The sequence below is a fragment of the Kribbella monticola genome (assembly GCF_003261635.1).
Taxonomy (GTDB): domain Bacteria; phylum Actinomycetota; class Actinomycetes; order Propionibacteriales; family Kribbellaceae; genus Kribbella; species Kribbella monticola.
Genome location: NZ_QFXK01000003.1, coordinates 193,306 through 215,910, shown reverse-complemented (window position 1 = coordinate 215,910; position 22,605 = coordinate 193,306). Strand labels below are relative to the sequence as shown.

Here is a 22,605-nt window from a genome sequence, read left to right as displayed (position 1 = left end):
GCTACGGTCCCCGGATGAGTGTTGTGGGTGGGCGGACCGGTTAGCCTTCCGGGCGTGGGAGAGTTGACGGTGGGGGTGCTGCGGAGCTGGGCTCGTGTTGCGTTGACGGAGTTGCGGCGGGCTCGGGCGGAGATCGACGAGCTCAACGTGTATCCGGTGCCGGACGGTGACACGGGCACCAATCTGTACCTGACCTGGGAAGCCGCGTGTGACGCGCTGCCGGACGGGGAGCTGACCTTTGCGGAGGCGGTCCAGGCGTTCGGGCGGGGCGCTTTGCTGGGCGCTCGTGGGAACTCGGGTGTGATCACCTCTCAGCTGGTCCGTGCCTGCGGTCTGCGCCTCGCCGAGAACCTGCCGCGGGACCAGGAGGCAGAGGCTGGTTCGGTCCTCGCCGATCCGCGGATGAGCGAGGCGGCTGCGTTCGCCGACGCGCTCGCGTTCGCGGCGGACGCGGCGTACGGCGCGGTCGCGCAGCCCGTCGAGGGCACGATGCTCACCGTCGCCCGGAAGGCCGCCGACAGCGCGCTCGCTGCTGCCAACGAGGGCAAGACGCTGGCCGAGGTCTGCCTGGCCGCGGCCGCCGGAGCGCGGCTGGCGTTGACGAAAACCACAGAACAGTTGGACGTACTACGACGAGCCGGCGTGGTGGACGCAGGCGGCGCCGGGCTCGTGGTGATCCTCGGCGCGATGGAGTCGGTGTTGTCGGGGAGGCCGCCCGGCAAGAGCACCGGGGTTCCGCGCAGGCTGACCGCCGCAGCAGGTCCTGGTGCGGCCGAAGCGGACGAGGCAGGAGGAACTAAAGGCGTGATCCAGGCGCCCGAGAGCGACCTCGGTGCCGACGGACCGGCGTACGAGGTCATGTACTTGCTGGATGCGCCCGATGAGCGGATCGGGGACTTTCGGCGGGCGCTGGCCGGGCTGGGGGACTCGGTGGTGGTGGTCGGTGGTGACGAGTTGTGGAACGTGCACGTCCACACCGACGACGTCGGGGCGGCGATCGAGCAGGGGATCGCGATCGGGCGTCCGCATCGGATCCGGGTGACGCACTTCGCGGATCTGCCTCCGCACGCCCCGATCGCGAGTCGCGCGGTGATCGCCGTGGCGGCCGGGGACGGATTGGCGAAGTTGTTCGTGGAAGCGGGTGCCGTGGTGGTGAAGGGCGGCCCGGGCAGGCGCTGCTCGACCGGTGAACTGCTGACCGCGATCGAACAGTCGGGCACCCCCGAGATCGTCATCCTGCCCAACGACAAGGATTCCATCGCGGTCGCCGAGGCCGCCGCGACCGCGGCCCGCCAGAACGGCATCCGGGTCGCCGTGATCCGCACACGCGCGCAGGTCCAGGGACTGGCCGCGATCGCCGTACACGATGCCGGGCTCAGCTTCGACGACGCCGTCGTACAGCTCTCCGCGGCGGCGGGGCAGACCCGGCACGGAGCGGTGACGATCGCGGTCAAGGACGCCTGGACGATGGCCGGAACCTGCCGGATCGGCGACGCGCTGGGCGTGGTGGACGGCGATTTCGCCTTGATCACCGAGGATCTCGTCGCGGCCGCGACCGGGGTGGCCGACCGGCTGCTCGGTGGCGGCGGTGAGCTGATGACCGTGGTCCGCGGCGCCAACGCGAGCCCCGACCTGGTCGACGCGCTGGTGCGGCACGTACGCCGGAACCGCAAAGATGTCGATGTCGTGGTGTACGACGGTGGTCAGGAGAGGTACCCGTTGCTGATCGGGGTGGAATGAAGACGGACATCGACCGGAAGCTTCGCGACTTCGTCGGCGCGAAGACGGCCAAGACCTTCGCCGACGTGCTCGGCATCGAGACCGTCGGGGAACTGCTGCGGCACTACCCGCGGCGGTACCTGAAGAAGGGCGAGCTGACCCCGTTCGACGAGCTGAAGGTCGGCGACCAGGCCACCGTCAGCGGGCGGGTCAAGAAGGTCACCGTCCGGTCGCTGGACTCCAAGATGGAGATCAAGCCGGAGGACGTGAACCGGTTCCGCCGGCACAAGACGATCACCAAGGTCGTCGTCAGCGACGGCCGCAACGACCTCGAGCTCGCCTTCTTCAACCAGCCCTGGCTGGCCAACAAGCTGACCGTCGGGACGGCCGCGCTGTTCTGGGGCGAGGTGACGATGTTCCGCGACATCATGCAGCTCAAGGGACCGGGCACCGAGATCCTCGACGAGGAGGACCTGAGCGAGGCCGAGATCGAGCGCCGGGCCCGCCCGTTCCGGCCGCTGTACCCGGCGACCGCGAAGCTGCCGACCGCGACGATCGAGCGCAGCATCAAGATCGTGCTGGACAACCTCGACGACGTCGAGGATCCGATCCCGGACCTGATCCTGCGCGAGGAGAAGCTGCTCGGCTTGCGCGAGGCCCTGCAGAAGATCCACCTGCCGGACACCGAGCAGGACTGGGTGACCGCGCAGAAGCGGTTCCGGTTCGAGGAAGCCCTGGTGATGCAGACGATCCTGGCCCAGCGCCGGGCCGTCACCGACGCGCTGAAGGCGATCCCACGGGCCCGCATCGACGGCGGCCTGCTGACCGACTTCGACGCCCGGCTGCCGTTCCAGCTCACCGCCGGGCAGGCCGAGGTCGGCGAGGAGATCTTCGCGGACCTGGCCCGGCCGCATCCGATGCACCGACTCCTGCAGGGCGAGGTCGGCTCCGGTAAGACGATCGTGGCGCTCCGGGCGATGCTCGCGGTCGTGGATGCCGGCGGCCAGGCGGTCCTGCTGGCCCCGACCGAGGTGCTCGCGACCCAGCACCACAAGACCCTGACGAAGATGCTCGGCGAGCTGGCCGAGGCGGGCATGCTGGGCGGCGCCGAGCGCGCGACCCGGGTGGGACTGCTCACCGGCTCGCTGAACGCGGCAGCCCGGCGTACGGCGATGTTGGACGCGGCCAGTGGTGCCGCCGGGATCGTGGTGGGGACGCACGCGTTGCTCGAGGACAAGGTGCAGTTCGCGGACCTCGGCCTGGTCGTGGTCGACGAGCAGCACCGGTTCGGGGTGGAGCAGCGGGCGGCGCTGAGCCAGAAGTCCGGCGAGAACACCCCGCATGTGCTGGTGATGACCGCGACCCCGATTCCGCGGACCGTGGCGATGACGGTCTTCGGCGACCTCTCGGTCTCCACACTCACCGAGTTGCCGGCCGGGCGGTCGCCGATCACGAGTTCGGTGGTCCCCGCCGCGGAGAAGCCGGCCTGGCTGGAGCGTGCCTGGCAGCGGGTCCGCGAAGAGGTGGGCAAGGGCCATCAGGTGTACGTCGTATGCCCGCGGATCGGTGACGAGGTGAAGAACGCCGCCGACGAGGAGGCCGACTTCGCCGAGCCGGAGCCGGAACCGGACAGCGACGGCAAGCCGGGGAAGAAGGAGCAACGCCCGCCGCTGTCGGTACTGTTCATCGCCGAGAAGCTGGCCGAGATCCTGGCCGGGCTGCGGATGGAGATCCTGCACGGGCGGCTGCCGGCCGACGAGAAGGATTCGGTGATGACCCGGTTCGCGGCGGGCGAGGTCGACGTACTGATCGCGACCACCGTGATCGAGGTCGGTGTCGACGTACCGAACGCCTCGACGATGGTCGTGATGGACGCCGACCGCTTCGGCATCTCCCAGTTGCACCAGTTGCGGGGCCGGGTCGGCCGTGGCACGGTCCCGGGCCTCTGCCTGCTCGTGACGGACAGCTGGGCGGGCAGCAAGTCCCGCGAACGCCTGGATGCGGTCGCCGCGACCACGGACGGCTTCGAGCTGTCCCGGATCGACCTGGAGACCCGCAAGGAGGGCGACGTCCTCGGCGTCGCGCAGTCGGGTGTCCGGAGCAGCCTGAAGCTGCTCAGCGTGCTTCGGGACGAGGACATCATCCTGGCCGCCCGGCACGTGGCCAAGTCGATCGTCTCGGTCGATCCCGAGCTGCTGACCTACCCGTCGTTGCGCTCGACCGTGGCGAGCGCGCTGGCGTCCGAGGCGACCGACTACCTGGAGAAGACGTGACCCGGATCATCGGCGGCGCCTCCGGCGGCCGGCGCATCGCAGTACCGGCCGGAAGTGGGACGCGGCCGACCGCGGACCGGGTGCGCGAGGCGATGTTCTCGTCGCTGGAGACCGAGTTCGGCAGCTTCCTCGGCCTCGCCGTCCTCGACCTGTACGCCGGCAGCGGCGCGCTCGGGCTGGAGGCGTTGTCCCGCGGCGCGGCTCGGGTGGTGCTGGTGGAGTCCGACCGGAAGGCCGCCGAGGTGATCGCCGCCAACGTCAAGGTGGTCGGGCTGCCCGGTGCGACGGTGCTCACCCGGCCGGCCGAGAAGGTTGCCTCGGGCGACAATCCGGCCGGGCCCTTCGACCTGGTCTGCGCCGACCCGCCGTACAAGCTGGAAACGCTGGAGCTGCAGGAGGTGCTGACCTCGTTGCGGGACAACGGCTGGCTGGCCGAGGACGCCGTCGTGGTGGTCGAGCGGGGGAAGCGGGAGCCGTGGGAGTGGCCGGACGGGTTCGCCGCGCTGCGCGATCGCAAGTACGGCGAGGCCCGGCTTTGGTACGGTCACCGCCATGACCAAGGCGGGGAGTCGGCATGACTAAGGCGGTCTTCGCGGGCACTTTCGATCCGCCCACGAACGGGCACCTCGACGTCATCGCCCGGGCTGCTGCCGCCTTCGACGAGGTGATCGTCGCGGCCGGGGTGAACCAGTCCAAGCAGCGCCTGTTCAGCGTCGAGGAGCGGGTCGCGATGCTGACCGAGCTGGTCGAGCCGTTCGGCAACGTCCGGATCGGCACCTTCGACGGCCTGGTCGTCGACTACTGCCGGGCCGAGGGCGCCGCGATGATCGTCAAGGGGCTGCGCTCCGGGGGCGACTACGACTACGAGCTGCAGATGGCGCAGATGAACCGGAAGCTGGCCGGTGTCGATACGCTCTTCCTGCCGGCCGCGCCGGAGAACGGCTACGTCTCGTCCAGCCTGGTCAAGGAGATCGCCAAGCTCGGCGGCGAGGTGGCGGACTTCCTGCCGCCGTCGGTCCACGCGGTGCTGCTGGCCAAGGTCGGCCGCGGGAACGACTGAGACACGACGGTCTGCCCCGGATTGGGCGACCGGCCGGTAAGTTGGTAATGTTGTCCACTGGTCTCGACGAGACCGAGATTCTGCCTGCCCCACGCCTGAAAGGGATGTTCTGAGCGCCTTGGACCCGCGGTCCCCACTCGTGATCGATACCCACGAGCTGTCTCGCCGCGCCGGGTCCCAGCGCGAAGTCTCCTTCACGGCACCGGCACCGGCCGATCTCGGAATCGACGTGATCGGCGTCCCCGAGGGCGACCCGATCCAGTTCGATCTGCGACTGGAAGCGGTGGTCGAAGGGGTGCTCGTGACCGGTTCGGCCACTGGCCGGCTGGTCGGGGAGTGCGCGCGGTGCCTGGTCGATGTCGAGGACGAGTTCCTCGCCGACGTCCAGGAGCTGTATGTCTACCCGGAGAGCGATGCCGAGCCTGACGAGGCCAGCCGGATGGAGGGCGATCTGATCGACCTCGAGCCGGCGTTGAGGGACCAGGTGGTGCTCGCGCTGCCGTTCCAGCCTTTGTGTGCGGACGACTGTCCGGGTCTGTGCCCCGAGTGCGGGGTGCGCCTGGTCGAGGAGCCCGGACACAAGCACGAGGACCGGGGCGACCCGCGCTGGTCCGCACTGAGTGGCCTGCTTCCGCAGGATGAAAAACCGTAAGATCGCACAGCCAATTTCCAGCCAGCCGGCCGGGTCGCAAGCCCCCGGCCGAACCGAGGAGTCATAACCGTGGCCGTTCCGAAGCGGAAGATGTCGCGCAGCAACACCCGGAGCCGCCGGGCGCAGTGGAAGGCGACTGCCGCCGCGCTGGTCACCTGCGTGAACCCCGCCTGCCGCGCCAAGCACCTGCAGCACACCGTCTGCCCGACCTGCGGCCAGTACGGCGCCAAGGGCGAGCGTCGCCAGGTCGTCGAGAGCTAAACGGCAACCCCCCAGTGAACTCTGCCAACGAAACGGGGCTCTACGCCGAGCTGAACCAACGGCTCGGCGTATCGCTGGCTGACGCATTACTGGAGCACGCCTTCACCCACCGTTCGTTCGCGTACGAGAACGGTGGGTTGCCGACCAACGAGCGGCTGGAGTTCCTCGGGGACTCCGTGCTCGGCGTCATCGTCACGGAGTCGCTGTTCCGCAACCATCCGGACCTGTCCGAGGGCCGGCTGGCCAAGCTGCGCGCGGCGGTGGTCAACATGCGTGCCCTCGCCGGTGTCGCCCGTGACCTCAAGCTGGGCAAGTACCTGCGGCTCGGCCGCGGCGAGGAAGCCACCGGTGGCCGGGACAAGTCCTCGATCCTCGCGGACTGCGTGGAGGCGCTGATCGGCGCCGTCTACCTGGACCGCGGGTTCGAGGTGGCCGGCCGGGTGGTGCACACGCTGTTCGACGAGCTGATGGAGTCGTCGGCGCGGCTCGGAGCCGGCCTGGACTGGAAGACGAGCTTGCAGGAGCTCGTCGCCCAGCTCGGGGTCGGCGTACCGGAGTACGTGATCGCCGAGTCCGGTCCGGACCACGCCAAGACGTTCGAGGCGCGGGTGCGGATCGGCGCGGACACCTACGGGCACGGCATCGGCCGGAGCAAGAAGGAAGCCGAGCAGCAGGCCGCCGAGACCGCCTGGAAGGCTCTGCGCGCGGCGCATCCCGACAGCATCGACCCCTCCCAGCAGCCGTAAGCAGTGCCCGAGCTTCCTGAGGTAGAGGTCGTTCGCCGCGGGCTCGCGGAATTCACCACCGGCAGGACCATCGACGCCGTCGAGGTCCTGCACCCGCGCCCGCTGCGCCGGCACCTGCTCGGGCCGGACGACTTCTCCTCCCGGCTGAAGGGCCAGGTCTTCGCCACGCCCGCGCGGCGCGGCAAGTACCTGTGGCTCCCGCTGGCCTCCGGCGACGCCGTACTGACCCATCTGGGCATGAGCGGCCAGTTCCGGGTCCAGCCGGTCGGCGCGGAGGACGAGAAGCATCTGCGGGTCAGATTCCGGTTCGCCGACGACCGCGGAGAGGTCCGTTTTGTGGACCAGCGGATGTTCGGTGGTCTGTCGTACTCCGAAGGTGGCGCCGAGCTGCCCGCGGAGATCGCGCACATCGCCCGCGACCCGTTCGACCCGCTGTTCGACGACGACCTCTTCGTGGCCTCGATCCGGCGCCGCAAGACTGGTCTGAAGCGGGCGCTGCTGGACCAGACGCTGATCAGCGGAGTCGGGAACATCTATGCCGACGAGGCTTTGTGGCGCGCCAAGCTGCACTACGCCAAGGCCACCGAGACCCTGAAACCCTTACAGGCAAGGGAAATCCTCAGCCACGCCCGCGAGGTGATGGGTGCCGCGCTGGACGTCGGCGGGACCAGCTTCGATGCCCTGTATGTCAACGTGAACGGGGAATCCGGCTATTTCGAGCGGGGTCTCGCGGTCTACGGGCAGGAGGGTTCGCCGTGCCCACGGGACGGCCGCCCGATCCGTCGCGAGCCGTTCATGAACCGTTCCTCGTTCCGTTGCCCGAAGTGTCAGCCGGTGCCGCGACACGCCCGGTGGTGAGCGAGATATCGTTAATTGACGTACCTCAGGTTGACCCATGGCTCAGCCGGTGTCACCCTAAAAGACGGCACACTTTTATGCGCTCCGCGCCACTTCAGGGCTCAGGGGCGCCAAACTGCCAGAACCCTTCCGGAGGACAGCACAATGGCCAAGGCTCTTCTAGGGCACCTTGGAGGCACTGACCCGCGCATGCTCGAGCAGGTTCGTCTGCTCAACCGGCGTGTCGCCGATCTGGAGGCGCACGTGATGCGCTTGCAGGCAGAGAACGATCATCTGGTCGCAGCCGTTCACGAGGAACGACTGCTCACCGTCGACGAGGCTCTGCGCGCCCCCGCTTCGGTCTGAGTTCGGCCGAAGCCGCACCACATCACCGTCCGCACCACCCACGGCGGCGGCCCCCGTCCGGGCCTCCGCCGGTTTCATGTCCGCAGTAGGTACAGTGAAGTGCGGAACTACTTCCCCGGGTAGCGGCACTGTCACCGTCTGTGCGGTGGCCGATGCAAGTTATGACGGTTCCTTTAGGTATCGTCTGTCCTTTCACGGGTTGGGAGCCTCGCTTTGTACCTCAAGAGCATGACGCTCCGAGGATTCAAGTCGTTCGCGTCGGCCACGACGATGAACTTCGAGCCGGGGATCACCTGCATCGTCGGCCCGAACGGTTCCGGGAAGTCCAACGTCGTCGACGGTCTCGCCTGGGTGATGGGCGAGCAGGGCGTGAAGTCCCTGCGCGGCGGCAAGATGGAAGACGTCATCTTCGCCGGTACGTCGGGGCGCGCGCCGCTGGGCCGCGCCGAGGTCGTGCTGACCATCGACAACTCCGACGGCGCCCTCCCGATCGACTACGCCGAGGTCACCATCTCGCGGACGATGTTCCGCAACGGTGGCTCCGACTACCAGATCAACGGCCAGAACTGCCGGTTGCTCGACGTCCAGGAACTGCTCAGCGACTCCGGTATCGGCCGGGAGATGCACGTCATCGTCGGCCAGGGCCAGCTCGACTCGATCCTGCGGGCCACGCCGGAAGGCCGCCGCGGCTTCGTCGAGGAGGCGGCCGGCGTCCTCAAGCACCGCAAGCGCAAGGAGAAAGCGCTGCGGAAGCTGGAGTCGACCGAGGGCAACGTGCACCGGCTCGGCGACCTGATCGCCGAGATCCGCCGCCAGTTGAAGCCGCTCGGGCGCCAGGCGGAGGTGGCGCGGCGGGCGGTGACGATCCAGGCCGAGGTTCGCGACGGGCGCTCCCGGCTGCTCGCCGACGACATCGTCCAGGCACAGTCCGCGCTGGAGGCCGAGCTCAAGGACGAGGCGGCGCTGACCGAGAAGCGCGCCCAGATCGAGGCGGCGCTGCGCGAGGCCCGCGATCTCGAGGCCACGCTCGAAGACGCCCTGCGGACGGATGCCCCGGCGCTGCAGGCCGCGCAGGACACGTGGTACCAGCTGTCCGGGTTCAGCGAGAAGATCAAGGGTACGGCGCGGATCGCCGCGGACCGGATCCGGTCGCTCAACGACGAGGCCGACGAGCCGCGCGCCGGGCGCGATCCCGAAGAGCTCGAGCTGGAGGCCGCGCGCGTTCGCGAGACCGAGGCGCAGATCGAGGCCGAGGTCGAGGCCCACTCCGAACTGCTGGCCGCCGCGATCGAGCGACGCCAGGATCTCGAGGCGCAGCACGCCGAGGAAGAGCGCCGGATCGCCGCGCTGGTCCGGGCCGCTGCCGACCGCCGCGAAGGGCTCGCCCGGCTGACCGGTCAGGTGAATGCGCTGAAGAGCCGCGCGGCCGCCGCCGAGTCCGAGATCGGCCGGCTGGCCGCCAACCAGCGCGAGGCCGAGCAGCGGGCCGCCAAGGCCCAGCACGACTTCACCGCTCTGGAGACCCAGGTCGCCGGCCTCGATGCCGGCGAGAAGGGTCTGGACGACCAGTACGAGGCCGCGCAGAGCGTGCTCGACGAGCTCGAGGAGCGGCTCACCAAGCTTCGCGCCGAGGAACGCGACGCCGAGCGGGAGCGGACCGGCCTGGCCGCCCGCAAGGAGGCCCTGGAGATCGGGCTGAACCGCAAGGACGGCGCGGGCGCGCTGCTGGCCGCCTCGGAGCAGGTGACCGGCCTGATGGGTTCCGTCGCCGCCCTGCTGAGCGTGCGCCCGGGATACGAGACTGCGATCGCCGCCGCGCTGGGTGAGGCCGCCGACGCCGTCGCGGTCACGCACACCTCCGCCGCCATCGAGGCGGTCGGGCACCTGAAGGAGCACGATCTCGGCCGCGCCGGGATGCTGCTCGGCGACGCGCCCGCCGAGGACTACTCGTCCTGGCCGCAGTTGCCGGGCGGCGCGACGTATGCCGTGGATGTCGTCGACTGCCCCGAGACGCTGCGGCCGGCCTTGCGCCGCCTGCTCCGCAAGGTCGCCGTGGTCGAGGACATTCCCGCGGCACGGTCCCTGATCCAGCACCTGCCCGACATCACCGCGACCACTCGCGCCGGCGACGTACTGGGTGCGCACTTCGCGTACGGCGGGTCGGACGCCGCGCCGAGCCTGATCGAGGTGCAGTCCGCGGTCGACGAGGCTTCGGAGAAGCTGATCGAGGCCACTGCGCGCAGCGAGCGGCTGCGGTTCGAGCTGGCGGCGCTGGAGCGCGAGCGGGAGCAGCAGAAGCAGTCCGTCGAGATCACCCTGGCCCGGCTGCACGAGTCGGACGCGGCGATGGCGGCGGTGGCCGAGCAGCTGGCTCAGTTCGGGTCGCTGGCGAAGGCGTCGCGCGGTGAGGCCCAGCGGATGGCCGAGGCGATCGCGGCCGCGGAGGAGGAGCGCGACCGGAACCTGTCCGGCCTCGCGGACCTCGAGCAGCGGCTGAAGGACGTCGAGCAGTACGGCGACGACGAAGGCGACGAGCCCGACTCGGACGAGCGCGACCGGCTGGCCGAAGCGGCCAAGGCCGGGCGGGCCGCCGAGATGGAGGCGCGGCTGGCGCTGCGGACCACCGAGGAGCGCGCTCGGGCGTTGTCCGGGCGAGCCGACTCGCTGGAGCGCGCGGCCCGGCAGGAGCGCGAGGCACGGGCGCGAGCGATCGCCCGCGCGGCGCGGCGAGCCCGGCAGTCCGAGGCCGCGCAAGCCGTGCACCTGGCGGCTGGACATGTGCTGGCCCGCCTGGAGAACTCCCTGCAGTTGGCGGCCGCCGAGCGGGCGGCGATCCAGGCTGAGCGCGCCGACCGCGAGCAGAGTCTGGCGCAGGCGCGTTCGGCCACGCGGAACCTGAGCAGTGAGCTGGAGCAGCTGACCAACACCGTGCACCGGGACGCGCTGGCTCGCGCGGAGCAGAAGATGCGGCTCGAGGCCTTGTACGAGAAGGCGCTCAGCGAGCTCGGTACCGAGGTGGAGACGCTGATCGCGGAGTACGGGCCTGATCAGTTGGTGCCTCCGTTGCCGTCCGCGGATGCCGACGCCGACCAGCCGGCGCTGGAGGTCGAGGGGGAGCCCTTCGACCGGGCCAAGGTGGCGAAGCGACTGAAGGCTGCCGAGCGCGCACTCGGCCAGCTGGGGCGGATCAACCCGCTCGCGCTGGAGGAGTTCGACGCGATGGAGGAGCGGCACCGGTTCCTGTCGGAGCAGCTCGAGGACCTGAAGAAGTCCCGGCGCGACCTGATGGACATCGTCAAGGAGGTCGACGACCGGGTCGAACAGGTCTTCACCGAGGCGTACCGCGATGTCGAGGTCGCCTTCGAGCACGTGTTCAGCCGGCTGTTCCCCGGCGGTGAGGGCCGGCTCGTGCTGACGGACCCGAGCGACATGCTGAGCACCGGTATCGACGTCGAGGCGCGGCCGCCGGGCAAGAAGGTCAAGCGGCTGTCGCTGCTGTCCGGTGGTGAGCGCTCGCTGGTCGCGGTCGCCTTCCTGGTCGCCCTTTTCAAGGCCCGCCCGTCGCCCTTCTACATCCTCGACGAGGTCGAGGCCGCCCTGGACGACACCAACCTCGGCCGCCTGCTGGAGATCTACGAGGAGCTCCGCGAGAACAGCCAGCTCCTGGTCATCACTCACCAGAAGCGCACCATGGAGGTCGCCGACGCCCTCTACGGCGTCACCATGCGCGGCGACGGCGTCTCAGCCGTCATCTCCCAACGAATCAGAGAACCCGAACCAGCCTGATCGGTTGTCGGGGCGAGCTGTCCCGACGGACAGGTAGTGCCGGCCGGCAACTAGTGCACTTGAGCGGGACCCGCTGCCATGCGTACGCCGTACGGAGGTGCACTACCTGTCCGTCGGGACAGAGACGCGATTTCGCGCAGCCGGCCGGAGTTGGGGACCGAGCTCAGGCGGTGATGGTCATCGAGGTGATCTGGTCGTCGGCTGTCTCGAAGGTGAAGTGGGAGGGGCCGTTGTAGCCGTTGCCGCCTACCTGGGTGGTGATGGTCAGGGGGTTGCCGGGGGTGGAGACCTCGGTGCCGGTGAAGGTGGCTTGTTTGCCGATGAGTTCGTTGTCGCTCCAGGAGCGGATGGCGGCGTGGCCCTTGAACTGGCGGCCCCAGTCGTCGACGTAGCCGTCGGGGGCGAAGGCGGCGACGAACGCGTCGTTGTCCTGGGCGTCGATGGCCGCCAGAGCGCGCTGGACCGGCTCCGGGATTCCCGCTGGTGTGGTCATAACGAGACGATAAACGGTGAACCGATCGGCCGGATCGCCCGTGTGGATGGTGTCGAACAACCGACCTCGTCCAGCCAGGGAGATCCACCATGAAGCGCTTCGCCATCGCGGCCGGGACGGCCGTCCTCGGGCTGGCCGCCCTCACCGCCTGCGGTGGCGGGAACGGCGGCTACGGCAGCAAGCCGGCGCCCGCGCAGAGCAGCACCAGCCAGCCCGCCGGCGGTCAGGCAGCCGACGCCAAGCTCGCCACGGCCGACGTCGCCAACCTCGGCAAAGTAGTTGTCGACGGCAACGGCCGGACGCTGTACGTGTTCGGCAAGGACACCACCAGCCCGCCCAAGTCCAACTGCGACGGCGCCTGTGCCGCGATGTGGCCGCCGGCGATCGCCGGTGACGGTACGCCGAAGCTGGACGGCGTGGACGCCTCGCTGGTCGGCACGGTGACCCGCACGGACGGCAGCAAGCAGCTCACGCTGGCCGGGCAGCCGCTCTACCGGTACTCCCAGGACAGCAAGGCCGGTGACGCCAACGGCCAGGCCTTCGGTGAGCTGTGGTGGGCGGTCGGCGCTGACGGCAAGAAGAACACCACGCAGGACTCCGACACCGGCAACGCCGGCTACTGAGCCTCGATGAACTCGGCCGGCTTCCTTCTGCAGGGTCCCCACCGGGGCCCTGCAGTGTGTCGTGCCGTTGACACATCGCCTATGGTACGAACGACCGTGACGATCGAGGCCGGGAGGACTGCGGTGGGTGACGTGGACCGCCGGCCCGAGTCTGCCGAGGCGCTGGTCCGTTCGCTGTACGCCGAACACGGGCGCAGCCTGCTCGCCTACGCGACCCGGTTGACCGGTGACCGGGCGGCCGCCGAGGACGTCGTACAGGAGACGCTGGTACGGGCGTGGAAGCATGCCGACGACCTCACCAGCGGCAAGGGCTCCGTTCGCGGCTGGTTGCTGACAGTCGCCCGCAACATCGTCACCGACCGGGCCAGGGCGCGAGCCGTCCGGCCGGCCGAGGTGGCGGAGATCGCGGACCGGCCGCCGGTCGAGGGCGACCACTCCGAGGCAGTCGTGAACAGCATGGTCGTGCTGGACGCGCTCGACCAGGTGTCGCCCGAGCATCGCGAAGTACTGGTGGAGCTGTACTACCGCGGCCGATCGGTGACCGAGGCGGCCAAGGAACTGGGTGTTCCGCCCGGTACCGTGAAATCGAGATCGTATTACGCCCTCCGTGCACTGCGTACGGTGATGGGACCCGGAGCGGAGGTGGCCAGATGAGCGAGCACGATCCCTCGCAGCTGGGCGCCTACGTCCTGGGCGCGCTGGAGCCGGACGAGGTCCGCGAGGTCGACGAGCACCTGGCCGGCTGCGCCGAGTGCAGGACCGAGCTGGTCGAGCTGGAGGAGATGAAGGAGTTCCTGGGCGAGGTTCCGCCCGAGGCGTTCCTGGACGGGCCGCCGACCGACGGCGACCTCCTGCTGCAGCGGACTCTGCGCGAAGTGCGTGCCGCCTCTGCGCCGCAAGAGGCTCCAGTGGTCGCTGCAGCTGCTGCGCCCAAGAAGCGCACCCGGTGGCTGGCAGTAGCCGCGGCTGTGGTCGTGCTGGCCGGAGCTGTCGGCGGCGGCGTACTGATCGGACGGCAGACGACCGACAACGCGCCGGTGGCCACCGAGACCGTCCCGGCTGGGTCGAAGCAGGTCATGGTGAGCGACGCCGGCACCGGTACGACGATGGCCGCCACCGTCGAGCCGCGAGCCGGGTGGAGCTGGGTCACCGTGACCATCGCGGGTCTGAAGGCCGGGGCCGAGTGCCAGATGTTCGTCACCGACAAGACCGGCAAGACGTATGTCGCCGGTAGCTGGGTCGTCTCCCCGAAGGCCGCGCAGGAGGGCAGCCGGTTCGGTGGGGGCGTGCTGGTGCCGACCGACCAGGTCCGGTCGGTGGAGATCAAGACCGTGCAGGGCAAGCACGTGGTGACTGCGGCGGTCTGACGCCAATTTCGGTTGCGTGGGACGAGAGGATGGTCCCGTGGCGACTACTACTGCTTCCGAAGATCTCAGGGCCCGGCGCAAGGCAGCCGGCCTCGCCTGCACGCGCTGGCTGTACGGCCGCAAGGTGCCGGCCTCAGCCGTACTGCGGACGCTCGCCGACAGCGCCGTGGACGACTGGGACGGGTACGGCAGCGGTGGTGAGGTCGAGCTGCTGGAGAAGGAGGTCGCCGAGCTGCTGGGCAAGCCCGCGGCTGTATTCGTACCCACCGGGATCCTTGCACAGCAAAGCGTGCTGCGCGTCTACGCCGACCGCGCAGGCACGCAGCGGGTCGCTCTGCACGGCCTGGCGCACTTCCTGCACCACGAGCTGAACGCCCTGGAGGAAGTGCATCACCTCCGCATCGAGCGGATGACGTCTGAGCCGCGGCAACCCCGGCCGGACGAGCTTGCGGCGATCCCCGGTCACCTGGCCGCTGTGGCACTGGAGTTGCCGCTGCGCGACGGCGGCTACGTCCTGCCGACGTGGGACGAGCTGGTGCTGTTCTCGGAGGCCTGTGCGGAGCGCGGCGTACCGCTGCATCTTGATGGCGCCCGGTTGTGGGAGAGCACGCCGTACCTCGAACACAGCCTGGCCGAGGTGGCTGAGCTGGCTTCGACTGTCTACGTGTCGTTCTACAAGGGCCTTGGTGGTCTGAGCGGTGCAGCGCTGGCCGGACCTGAGGACATCGTCGCCGAAGTACGCCGATGGCAGCGGCGACTCGGCGGCAATCCGTACACGATCTTCCCGTACGCCGCGTCGGCGCGCGCCGGTCTCCGCGACGTACTGCCGTTGATGGGGGACCTTCACCAGCGCGCGGTGGAGCTGGCCGCCGTGCTGCAGACCGCTGGGTACCGCGCGTTCCCCGAGGTGCCGCACACCAATTCGTTCCGGGTCTTCGCGCCGCGGCCGGTCGAGGAGATCGAGGTGGCCGCGATCCGCCGGATGGAGGCGACGCGCGAGTACCTCAGCTACACCTGGCAGCCGGCCGACGTACCGGGCTGGTCGTGGATCGAACTCGTGGTGACTCCGGACACCTTGCAGTGGGACGTCGACGAGGTTGGTAAAGCGTTCGCGGAACTTCTGGGAGAATAAGGGCGTTCAGAAGGCGTAGCACTGGCATGAAGCTTGTGTGGGGCAACAATCGGGGAGAAGTAAGCTGTGCTGACGTTCGTCATCACCATGATCATCCTGCTGGTTCTGTCAGGACTCGTCCTGCTCGCGGTCGCCCGGGGCGAGGGCAAGAATTTCGGCTAGCTGCCAGAGGCACGCGCGGGAGGCACTAGCCCAGGGCGTGGACGACGGCCTTCACGATCGGTGCCGCGACCGTGAAGGTCGGCACGACCAGGAGCAACACCGCGGCGGTGTAGGTGGCCGCGGATTGCAGCGGATAGCGCGGCTCGGGGTCGCCCAGTCGTTGAACGCGGAGCACCGTCGACGACTTGGCCGCGGCCATCGCCGCTTCGGGGGCGGGGGAGCCGGCCAGTGCGACCAGCGCGCGGGCAAGCGGCAGCGGACCGTTGCGCCGGCGTGCGTCGTCGTCGGCGAGCAGTTCGACCAGTGTGCGAGCCTGCTCCAGCGCAACGTCGCTGCGGACCCACCTGGGGAAGGCAGTGTGCAACGCGGTGAAGGCTTCGAGGACGAGGTCGTGCCGGGCTCGTAGGTGCGCTTGCTCATGGGCCAGTACGGCGCGCAGCTCGCCGTCGTCCAACCGGTCGAGTGCACCGACCGACACCACGACCCGCGACCCACGCAGCGCGGGCAGGCAGTAGGCCAGCGGCGTTTGCTCAGCCAGCACGCGCAGACCTGGGATCAGTCCGTCCGGTGTCGCCAGGACGTCCACCAGGTCGCGGTGTCTCTTCCGCCGTGCCCTGGTGCCGACAGCAACGCGCCCCGCTGCCCAGAGCAGCCTGACACCGACTAATGCGGTCAGTGCGAGCACTGCGGCCGCAGCGAGGTCCCGTGACGACGACGGGTCGAACCGTGGCTCCCCGGGCTGCCCAGCGGTCGAGTACGACAACGCGATCCCAGCCCCGAAAGCAGCCAGTACTGCGGCCAGCGCGACCGATTGCCACAGAGCGACCGCTGCCCGGGGGATCCGGTAGGGCCAGTCGGCGCGAGCCAGAAGCGCCGGAACCGGTCCGGCGAGCACCAGAGCGAGCGCGGCGAGCAGGATCGGGGTGATCACCCGTCCCGAGCCTCCAGCCGAGCCAGCGCGTCGCGGAGCAGTGCCGCCTCCTCGTCGCTGACCTGACCCACGAACCGGACCAGGGCCTCGCGCCGGTCGCCGGCCCGGTCGAGCGCATCTCGCATCAGGTCGGCCGCCAGCTCCTCACGGGGCGCGGCGGCCTTGTAGCGCCACGCCTTCCCGTCGCGCTCGCGCTCGGTCAGCTTCTTCTTCGCCAGCCGGTCCAGCACGGTCATCACCGTCGTGTAGGCGAGATCCCGGGTCTCCGCGAGCCGCTCGTGCACTTCGCGCACGGTCAGCGCGGCTTCGGCCGACCAGAGCTGCTCCATCACCAGCCGCTCGAGATCACCGAGCGGGCGCGGGCCCTTCGGCGTACCTGCGGCGATCTCTTCTGCGGTCACGTGACCAGTATAACTACGCGTTGTAGTAGATCGGCGCTAGGATCTACTACGTAACGTCGTAGATGCCCGGCAAGCATGTTCGGAAGGCGCTGATGGACACCCTGGATCTGGCCCGCTGGCAGTTCGCGATCACCACCGTCTACCACTTCTTCTTCGTGCCGGTGACGATCTCGCTGGTCGCGATCACGGCCGGCCTGCAGACCGCGTGGTACCGGACCGGCAAGGACAAGTACCTGCGGCTGACCAAGTTCTACGGCAAGTTGTTCCTGATCAACATCGCGATGGGCGTCGTCACCGGACTGGTCCAGGAATTCCAGTTCGGGATGAACTGGAGCGACTACTCACGCTTCGTCGGCGACGTCTTCGGCGCTCCGCTGGCACTGGAGGGGCTGCTCGCCTTCTTCCTGGAGTCCACCTTCATCGGGCTGTGGATCTTCGGCTGGGACCGGCTGCCGAAGAAGGTGCACCTGGCCTGTATCTGGATGGTGGTGCTCGGCACGCAGTTGTCGGCGTACTTCATCCTGGCCGCGAACTCGTGGATGCAGAACCCGGTCGGCTTCCGCTACAACGCCGAGCGCGGCCGGGCCGAGCTGACCGACATCTGGGCGGTGCTCACCAACAAGGTCGTCCTGGTCACCTACCCGCACACGATCTTCGCGGCGTTCATGGTCGGCGGCGCGTTTGTCGCCGGCGTCGCGATCTGGCACCTGGTCCGCCGGCCCGGCGTCGACACCGGCGCTTTCCGTACTGCGCTTCGCCTCGGCGCCGTCATTGTGATCGCGGCCGGTGCCGGGGTTGCCGTCAGCGGCGACCAGCAGGGCAAGGTGATGACCGAGGTGCAGCCGATGAAGATGGCGGCGGCCGAGGCGCTGTACGAGTCCGAGAAGCCGGCGTCGTTCTCGATCCTCACCGTCGGCACGCTCGACGGTTCGCGAGAGCTTTACTCGGTCAAGGTTCCGTACCTGCTCTCCTTCCTCGCCACGGGACACTTCCAAGGCGAGGTGCAGGGCATCAACCCCCTGCAGCAGTCCTACGAGAAGCTCTACGGACCGGGCTCGTACAAGCCGAACATCCCGCTGACCTACTGGACGTTCCGGCTGATGATCGGCGTCGGGATGACGTCGGCCGCACTCGCGGTGTTGTTGCTATGGGCAACCAGGAGGGGCCGGGCGCCGAACCGGCTGCTGGTGTGGCTCGCGCTGCCGCTGCCCCTGCTGCCGCTGTTCGCGAACGTCTTCGGCTGGGTCTTCACCGAGACCGGCCGGCAACCGTGGCTGGTGTTCGGCCTGCTGCCGACCTCGGCCGGCGTCTCGCCCGGCACCACATCGGGCGAGGTACTGACCTCGCTGATCGGTTTCACGCTCCTGTACGGCGTACTCGCGCTCGTGGAGACCAAGTTGATGTTCCGCACGATCCGGGGCGGCCTCGCGGGCACCTCGCCCGAGCCGGACGAGCCGGATGCCGCCGGCAAGCCGCTGTCGTTCGCGTACTGAGGTAGGGGATCGAGATGGAACTGACGACGGTCTGGTTCGTGCTCATCGCGGGCCTGTGGATCGGGTACTTCGTGTTGGAGGGCTTCGACTTCGGTGTCGGGATCCTGGTCCGGGTCCTCGGCCGGGACGAGCCGGAGCGACGGGCCGTGATCACCACGATCGGGCCGGTCTGGGACGGGAACGAGGTCTGGCTCATCGTCGCCGGGGCGATGACGTTCGCGGCCTTCCCCGAGTGGTACGCGACCTTGTTCAGCGGTTTCTACCTGCCCCTGTTCGGGATCCTGGTGGCGCTGATCCTGCGAGGAGTGGCGATCGAGTACCGCGGCAAGCGCGACGACCTGCAGTGGCGCTCGCGGATGGACTGGCTGATCACTATCGGCTCGGTGCTACCGGCCGTGCTGTGGGGCCTCGTCTTCGCGAACCTGGTCCGCGGCGTACCGCTGGATGCTTCACATGAGTTCGTCGGGACAGTGGGATCGCTGTTGAACCCGTTTGCCCTGTTGGGCGCAGCGACCGTCACGGTGTTGTTCGTGGCGCACGGCGCGATCTTCTTGGCTCTGAAGACGACCGGTGACTTGCGGCGCCGCGCGAACCGTCTGGCTTCCCGCTGTGGCCTAGCGGCTGCTTTACTCGCTGTCGGCTTCCTCGGCTGGACACAGGGCATCCGTGGTGACGCTGCTTCGGCAGTAGTCGCTGGTGGAGCCGCTGTGGCGCTGCTGGCAGGACTGCTCGCGAACAGGCGCGGCCGAGAGGGCTGGGCGTTCGTAGGTACCGCTGCAGCGGTCGCGCTCGCGGTGACATCCCTGTTCCTGGCGCTGTTCCCGTTGGTGACCCCTTCGAGCCTCGACCCGGCTTGGAGCCTCACGACGGTCAACGCGGCCTCGACGGCGTACACGCTGAAGCTGCTCACCGTGATCGCGGCGATCTTCACGCCACTCGTGATGCTGTACCAGGGCTGGACCTACTGGGTCTTCCGCAAGCGGGTGACGGTTTCGTGAAGCCGGTGGACCCCCGGCTACTACGCAGAGCCAAGGCCGCTCGCACGTTCCTGGCGGGGTCGGTGCTGATCGGCGTCGCCACCGGCCTGCTGATCGTCGTACAGGCCGTCCTGCTGGCCACGGCGATCGCCGATGTCGTACTGCGGGGTGAGCTGGCTGCGGTGATCGTCTGGTCGCTGGTGGCGGTGATCGCCGGACGAGCCTTGTTGTCGTGGTTGCAGGAGGTGGTCGCCCAGCGGGCAGCGGCCGCCGTGAAGTCCACGCTGCGTCGGCAGGTGCTGGAGCACTCGCTGAAGCTGGGACCTGCCTGGTTGAGCGGTGAACGGAGCAGTGCGCTCACGACGCTGCTGACGAAAGGCCTTGACGACCTGGATCCGTACTTCGCGCGGTACCTGCCGCAATTGGTCCTCGCCTCGACCGTACCCGCTGGCGTGATCGCCTGGATGGCGACCGGCGATCTGCTCGCTGCGGGAACTGTGCTGGTCACCCTGCCGCTGATCCCGATCTTCATGGCGCTGATCGGCTGGGCCACTCAGACCTACAGCAGGCGCCGGCAGCACGCTCTGGCGTTGCTGGCTCACCACTTCGCGGATGTTGTGTCCGGGCTGCCGACGCTCAAGCTGTTCGGTCGGGCCAAAGCGCAGGCGGTCGCCGTGGAGCGTGTGACCGAGCGGCACCGGATGGAGTCGATGAAGAGCCTGCGGTTGGCGTTCCTGTCGTCGCTCGTCCTGGAACTGCTGGCCAGCATCTCGGTGGCGCTGGTCGCGGTCGGTGTCGGGCTGCGACTGGTCGAGGGAAAGCTGGGGCTGGAGACCGCGTTGCTGGTCCTCATCCTGGCTCCGGAGGCCTACCTGCCGCTGCGGCAGGTCGGTGCTCAGTTCCACGCGAGCGCTGACGGGGTTGCAGCGTCCGAAGAGGTGTTCCGGGTGCTGGAGACGCCTCTGCCGGTGCAGGGCGAGCGAACCGACGTCCCGGACCTGCGAGTGACTCCGCTGCACCTGCACGACGTGACAGTGACGTACGCCGGCCGGTCGACGCCGGCCGTGGAGGGCTTCGACCTGGAGCTGTGGCCGGGCGAAGTGGTTGCGCTCACCGGGCCCAGTGGGGCAGGCAAGTCGACTGTGCTGGCGGCGCTGCTCGGGTTCGTCGTACCGGAGCGCGGGGTGGTTGTCGCGGCTGGGAGTGCGGCGGACGAGTTCGACCCGGTGTTGTGGCGACAGCAGTTCGCGTGGGTGCCACAGCGGCCGGGGCTGTTGGTGGGCAGCATCGCCGACAACGTCCGGCTCGGTCGGCCTGACGCGTCGGACGCCGAGGTACGACGGGCGCTGGATGCGGCCGGGGCCGCCGAGCTGCAGTTGGACACGGCGGTGGGGGAGCAGGGGGAGTTGCTGTCGGGCGGTCAGCGGCGGCGGGTGGCGTTGGCGCGGGCGCTGGTGACGCGTGCGCCGGTGCTGTTGCTGGATGAACCGACCGCCGGCCTGGATGCGGACGCCGAGGCTGCTGTGGTCGCGAACCTCCGAGCGACCGGGCGAACCGTACTGCTGGTCGCGCACCGGCCGGCGCTGATCGCCGCGGCCGACCGCGTGGTTGAGGTGGGCACGAAGGAGTTGGTGAGCGTATGAGCAGCCTTCAAGTCGGCCGGACGGTGATGAAGGTGGCAGGCGACCGGCGACTGGGCATGGCTGTCGTCGATCGGCTGCTGGCCGGACGGCTGGTGCTTGCGGTGATCGCCGGAGTGCTGGCCTCCGGGTCGGCCGTGGCGTTGCTGGCGACCTCTGCGTGGCTGATCACCACCGCGGCCGCTCAACCGCCGGTGTTGACGTTGATGGTGGCGATCGTGGCCGTCCGGGCCTTCGGCGTCGGCCGCGGAGTCTTCCGGTACGTCGAGCGGCTGGCCGGCCACGACGCGGCGTACCGGGTGCTGGGTGGCGTGCGGGCTCGAGTTGCCGGGCGACTCGAGGAGCTGGCGCCCGCTGGCTTGTCGCTGCGGACCGGAGACTTGCTGACCCGGCTCGTGCTCGATGTCGACGCAGTACTCGATCTCTGGTTGCGGGTGGTCCTGCCGGTGCTGGTGGCAGCGGTGACGGCGACTGCGACCGTGGCTCTGCTGGTGATCCTGCTGCCAACTGCAGGCGCCGCGGCCGCAGTGGCTGTCGTGGTGGCCTGCGCCGTGGTGCCATGGGTGACCACCGCCACGGCCCGACGGGCGGAGCGGACGATCGCCGGCGCTCGTGGTGCTGTCGCTGCCGGCGCGACTGAGGCTCTGCTGACTGCAGCCGATGTCGTTGCCTTCAACGCGGTCGACAACGTACTGGCCGGATTCAGTGCTGCCGATGCTCGGCTGGCCCAAGCAGAGCGTCGATCAGCTTGGAGTACTGGGCTCGGGAACGCACTGCTCGTGCTGTGTGTCGGCGGAGCGAGTGTTGCGGGTCTCGTACTCGGCAGCCAGTCAGACGTGTCCGGCCCGGTCCTCGCAGTACTGGTCCTGACTCCGCTCGCCCTCGCCGACGTGCTGGGCGGACTACCGGTCGCGGCCCAGCTGGCGATCCGGGTGCGGGCTTCGCTCAGTCGCTTGCAGGAGGTGATGGCCCTGCCTACGCCAGTGGCTGAGCCATCGTGTGCGGTTGACCTGCCGACTGGGCGTGACTTGGAGATCCGCGGCCTCCGGGTCGGGTACGGCGAGGCAGACGTTCTGAGCGGGCTGGATTTGGACCTTCCGGCCGGGAGTCGTGTGGTCGTGACGGGACCCAGCGGTTCGGGAAAGAGCACGCTGGCCGCAGTACTGCTGCGCTTCCTGGATCCGCGGGGTGGAGACGTGCTGCTCGACGGGGTGGACCTGCGGCAGCTGCAAGGCGACCAGGTGCGGTCCGTCATCGGGCTTCTGACCCAGGAGAGCCACGTCTTCGACACCAGCATCCGGGAGAACCTCCTGCTGGCCAGACCCGGCTCAAGCGACCTGCGGCTGTGGAAGGCCTTGTACCGCGCGCGGCTCGGCAAGTTCGTCGAGAGCCTGCCGGAGGGGCTGGACACGATGGTGGGCGAGCACGGCGCTCGCCTGTCGGGTGGAGAGCGACAGCGGCTCGCCTTTGCCCGGCTGCTCCTCGCCGACCACGACGTACTGGTGCTGGACGAGCCCACCGAGCACCTGGACGAAGAGACGGCCAAGGCGCTCCTGGCCGACCTGTACGCGGCGGCCGGCCGGCGGACCGTAGTACTGCTCACCCACCGCCCGGAACTGGCTCCCTACACAACGCAACCGGTCGCGGACCTGACGTGAGCGATGCCTGCCGAGGGCCTGGCGTCTG

At 69.2% G+C, this 22,605-nt stretch carries 21 protein-coding genes; 18 read left to right on the top strand and 3 right to left on the bottom strand.

Translation table 11 applies throughout. The features are described from left to right. Window positions 1-54 precede the first annotated feature (54 nt). The 10 genes from DIZ26_RS02005 (at window position 55) to smc (ending at window position 11,700) form a co-directional block, all read left to right on the top strand. Window positions 55-1,740 carry a DAK2 domain-containing protein gene (locus tag DIZ26_RS02005; protein ID WP_112237028.1) on the top strand — a complete coding sequence of 562 codons (1,686 nt, stop codon included), beginning with the start codon at window positions 55-57 and terminating at the stop codon, window positions 1,738-1,740. Then, a complete protein-coding gene (gene recG / locus DIZ26_RS02000) occupies window positions 1,737-3,992 on the top strand; it encodes an ATP-dependent DNA helicase RecG (RefSeq protein WP_112237026.1) in 2,256 nt (751 codons plus the stop codon). Before DIZ26_RS02005 ends, recG begins: the two co-directional genes overlap by 4 nt. Continuing rightward, on the top strand, window positions 3,989-4,570 hold the full coding sequence (rsmD, locus tag DIZ26_RS01995) for a 16S rRNA (guanine(966)-N(2))-methyltransferase RsmD (protein WP_112237024.1): 582 nt from the start codon (window positions 3,989-3,991) through the stop codon (window positions 4,568-4,570). Before recG ends, rsmD begins: the two co-directional genes overlap by 4 nt. Next, window positions 4,567-5,052, top strand: coding sequence for a pantetheine-phosphate adenylyltransferase (gene coaD, locus DIZ26_RS01990; protein ID WP_112237022.1), 486 nt, complete (start codon window positions 4,567-4,569; stop codon window positions 5,050-5,052). Before rsmD ends, coaD begins: the two co-directional genes overlap by 4 nt. 139 nt (window positions 5,053-5,191) lie before the next feature. Continuing rightward, window positions 5,192-5,704: a YceD family protein gene (locus DIZ26_RS01985; protein WP_198675835.1), complete on the top strand. Its 513-nt coding sequence runs from the start codon at window positions 5,192-5,194 to the stop codon at window positions 5,702-5,704. A gap of 69 nt (window positions 5,705-5,773) precedes the next feature. Continuing rightward, complete coding sequence (gene rpmF / locus DIZ26_RS01980; RefSeq protein ID WP_012922375.1) at window positions 5,774-5,965, top strand: 50S ribosomal protein L32; 192 nt, start codon at window positions 5,774-5,776, stop codon at window positions 5,963-5,965. Window positions 5,966-5,979: 14 nt separating this feature from the next. Continuing rightward, window positions 5,980-6,711, top strand: coding sequence for a ribonuclease III (gene rnc / locus DIZ26_RS01975; RefSeq protein ID WP_112237018.1), 732 nt, complete (start codon window positions 5,980-5,982; stop codon window positions 6,709-6,711). A gap of 3 nt (window positions 6,712-6,714) precedes the next feature. Then, window positions 6,715-7,569 (top strand): bifunctional DNA-formamidopyrimidine glycosylase/DNA-(apurinic or apyrimidinic site) lyase, encoded by an 855-nt coding sequence (mutM, locus tag DIZ26_RS01970; protein ID WP_112237016.1) that lies wholly within the window; start codon window positions 6,715-6,717, stop codon window positions 7,567-7,569. A 189-nt stretch (window positions 7,570-7,758) separates the two neighbouring features. After that, on the top strand, window positions 7,759-7,914 hold the full coding sequence (locus tag DIZ26_RS01965) for a hypothetical protein (RefSeq protein WP_232828087.1): 156 nt from the start codon (window positions 7,759-7,761) through the stop codon (window positions 7,912-7,914). A 228-nt stretch (window positions 7,915-8,142) separates the two neighbouring features. Beyond that, the gene (smc, locus tag DIZ26_RS01960; RefSeq protein ID WP_112237208.1) at window positions 8,143-11,700 is read left to right on the top strand and encodes a chromosome segregation protein SMC; all 3,558 of its coding nucleotides are present in this window, start codon (window positions 8,143-8,145) and stop codon (window positions 11,698-11,700) included. A 163-nt stretch (window positions 11,701-11,863) separates the two neighbouring features. On the opposite strand, the gene DIZ26_RS01955 is transcribed toward smc, so the two are convergent. Continuing rightward, window positions 11,864-12,193: a nuclear transport factor 2 family protein gene (locus DIZ26_RS01955; protein ID WP_112237206.1), complete on the bottom strand. Its 330-nt coding sequence runs from the start codon at window positions 12,191-12,193 to the stop codon at window positions 11,864-11,866. 89 nt (window positions 12,194-12,282) lie between these two features. Between DIZ26_RS01955 and DIZ26_RS01950 the strand changes: the two genes are divergently transcribed. From DIZ26_RS01950 to DIZ26_RS01935, 4 genes are all read left to right on the top strand, one after another. Continuing rightward, window positions 12,283-12,816, top strand: a complete 534-nt coding sequence (locus tag DIZ26_RS01950) for a hypothetical protein (RefSeq protein WP_112237012.1) — start codon at window positions 12,283-12,285, stop codon at window positions 12,814-12,816. An 81-nt stretch (window positions 12,817-12,897) separates the two neighbouring features. Further along, window positions 12,898-13,470 carry a sigma-70 family RNA polymerase sigma factor gene (locus DIZ26_RS01945; RefSeq protein ID WP_232828086.1) on the top strand — a complete coding sequence of 191 codons (573 nt, stop codon included), beginning with the start codon at window positions 12,898-12,900 and terminating at the stop codon, window positions 13,468-13,470. After that, window positions 13,467-14,183: an anti-sigma factor family protein gene (locus DIZ26_RS01940; protein ID WP_112237010.1), complete on the top strand. Its 717-nt coding sequence runs from the start codon at window positions 13,467-13,469 to the stop codon at window positions 14,181-14,183. The genes DIZ26_RS01945 and DIZ26_RS01940 overlap by 4 nt, the downstream gene beginning before the upstream one ends. A 37-nt stretch (window positions 14,184-14,220) precedes the next feature. Then, window positions 14,221-15,315, top strand: coding sequence for a threonine aldolase family protein (locus tag DIZ26_RS01935; RefSeq protein ID WP_112237008.1), 1,095 nt, complete (start codon window positions 14,221-14,223; stop codon window positions 15,313-15,315). 187 nt (window positions 15,316-15,502) lie between these two features. Here DIZ26_RS01935 and DIZ26_RS01930 read toward each other — a convergent pair whose 3' ends face one another. Together DIZ26_RS01930 and DIZ26_RS01925 are read right to left on the bottom strand one after the other, a co-directional pair. Continuing rightward, a complete protein-coding gene (locus DIZ26_RS01930; RefSeq protein WP_112237006.1) occupies window positions 15,503-16,408 on the bottom strand; it encodes a M56 family metallopeptidase in 906 nt (301 codons plus the stop codon). Next, the gene (locus DIZ26_RS01925) at window positions 16,405-16,809 is read right to left on the bottom strand and encodes a BlaI/MecI/CopY family transcriptional regulator (protein WP_269815365.1); all 405 of its coding nucleotides are present in this window, start codon (window positions 16,807-16,809) and stop codon (window positions 16,405-16,407) included. The genes DIZ26_RS01930 and DIZ26_RS01925 overlap by 4 nt, the downstream gene beginning before the upstream one ends. 92 nt (window positions 16,810-16,901) lie before the next feature. On the opposite strand from DIZ26_RS01925, the gene DIZ26_RS01920 reads away from it, so the two are divergent. Genes DIZ26_RS01920 through cydC form a run of 4 tightly spaced genes read left to right on the top strand, consistent with a single transcriptional unit; the run spans window position 16,902 to window position 22,577 of the window. Next, window positions 16,902-18,302 (top strand): cytochrome ubiquinol oxidase subunit I, encoded by a 1,401-nt coding sequence (locus DIZ26_RS01920; RefSeq protein ID WP_112237200.1) that lies wholly within the window; start codon window positions 16,902-16,904, stop codon window positions 18,300-18,302. Between the two features lie 14 nt (window positions 18,303-18,316). Then, the gene (gene cydB / locus DIZ26_RS01915; protein WP_112237004.1) at window positions 18,317-19,300 is read left to right on the top strand and encodes a cytochrome d ubiquinol oxidase subunit II; all 984 of its coding nucleotides are present in this window, start codon (window positions 18,317-18,319) and stop codon (window positions 19,298-19,300) included. Continuing rightward, a complete protein-coding gene (gene cydD, locus DIZ26_RS01910; RefSeq protein ID WP_112237002.1) occupies window positions 19,297-20,922 on the top strand; it encodes a thiol reductant ABC exporter subunit CydD in 1,626 nt (541 codons plus the stop codon). The genes cydB and cydD overlap by 4 nt, the downstream gene beginning before the upstream one ends. Next, entirely contained in the window at window positions 20,919-22,577 is a 1,659-nt protein-coding gene (cydC, locus tag DIZ26_RS01905) for a thiol reductant ABC exporter subunit CydC (RefSeq protein WP_232828085.1), read from the top strand. Before cydD ends, cydC begins: the two co-directional genes overlap by 4 nt. The last annotated feature ends 28 nt before the right edge of the window (window positions 22,578-22,605 follow it).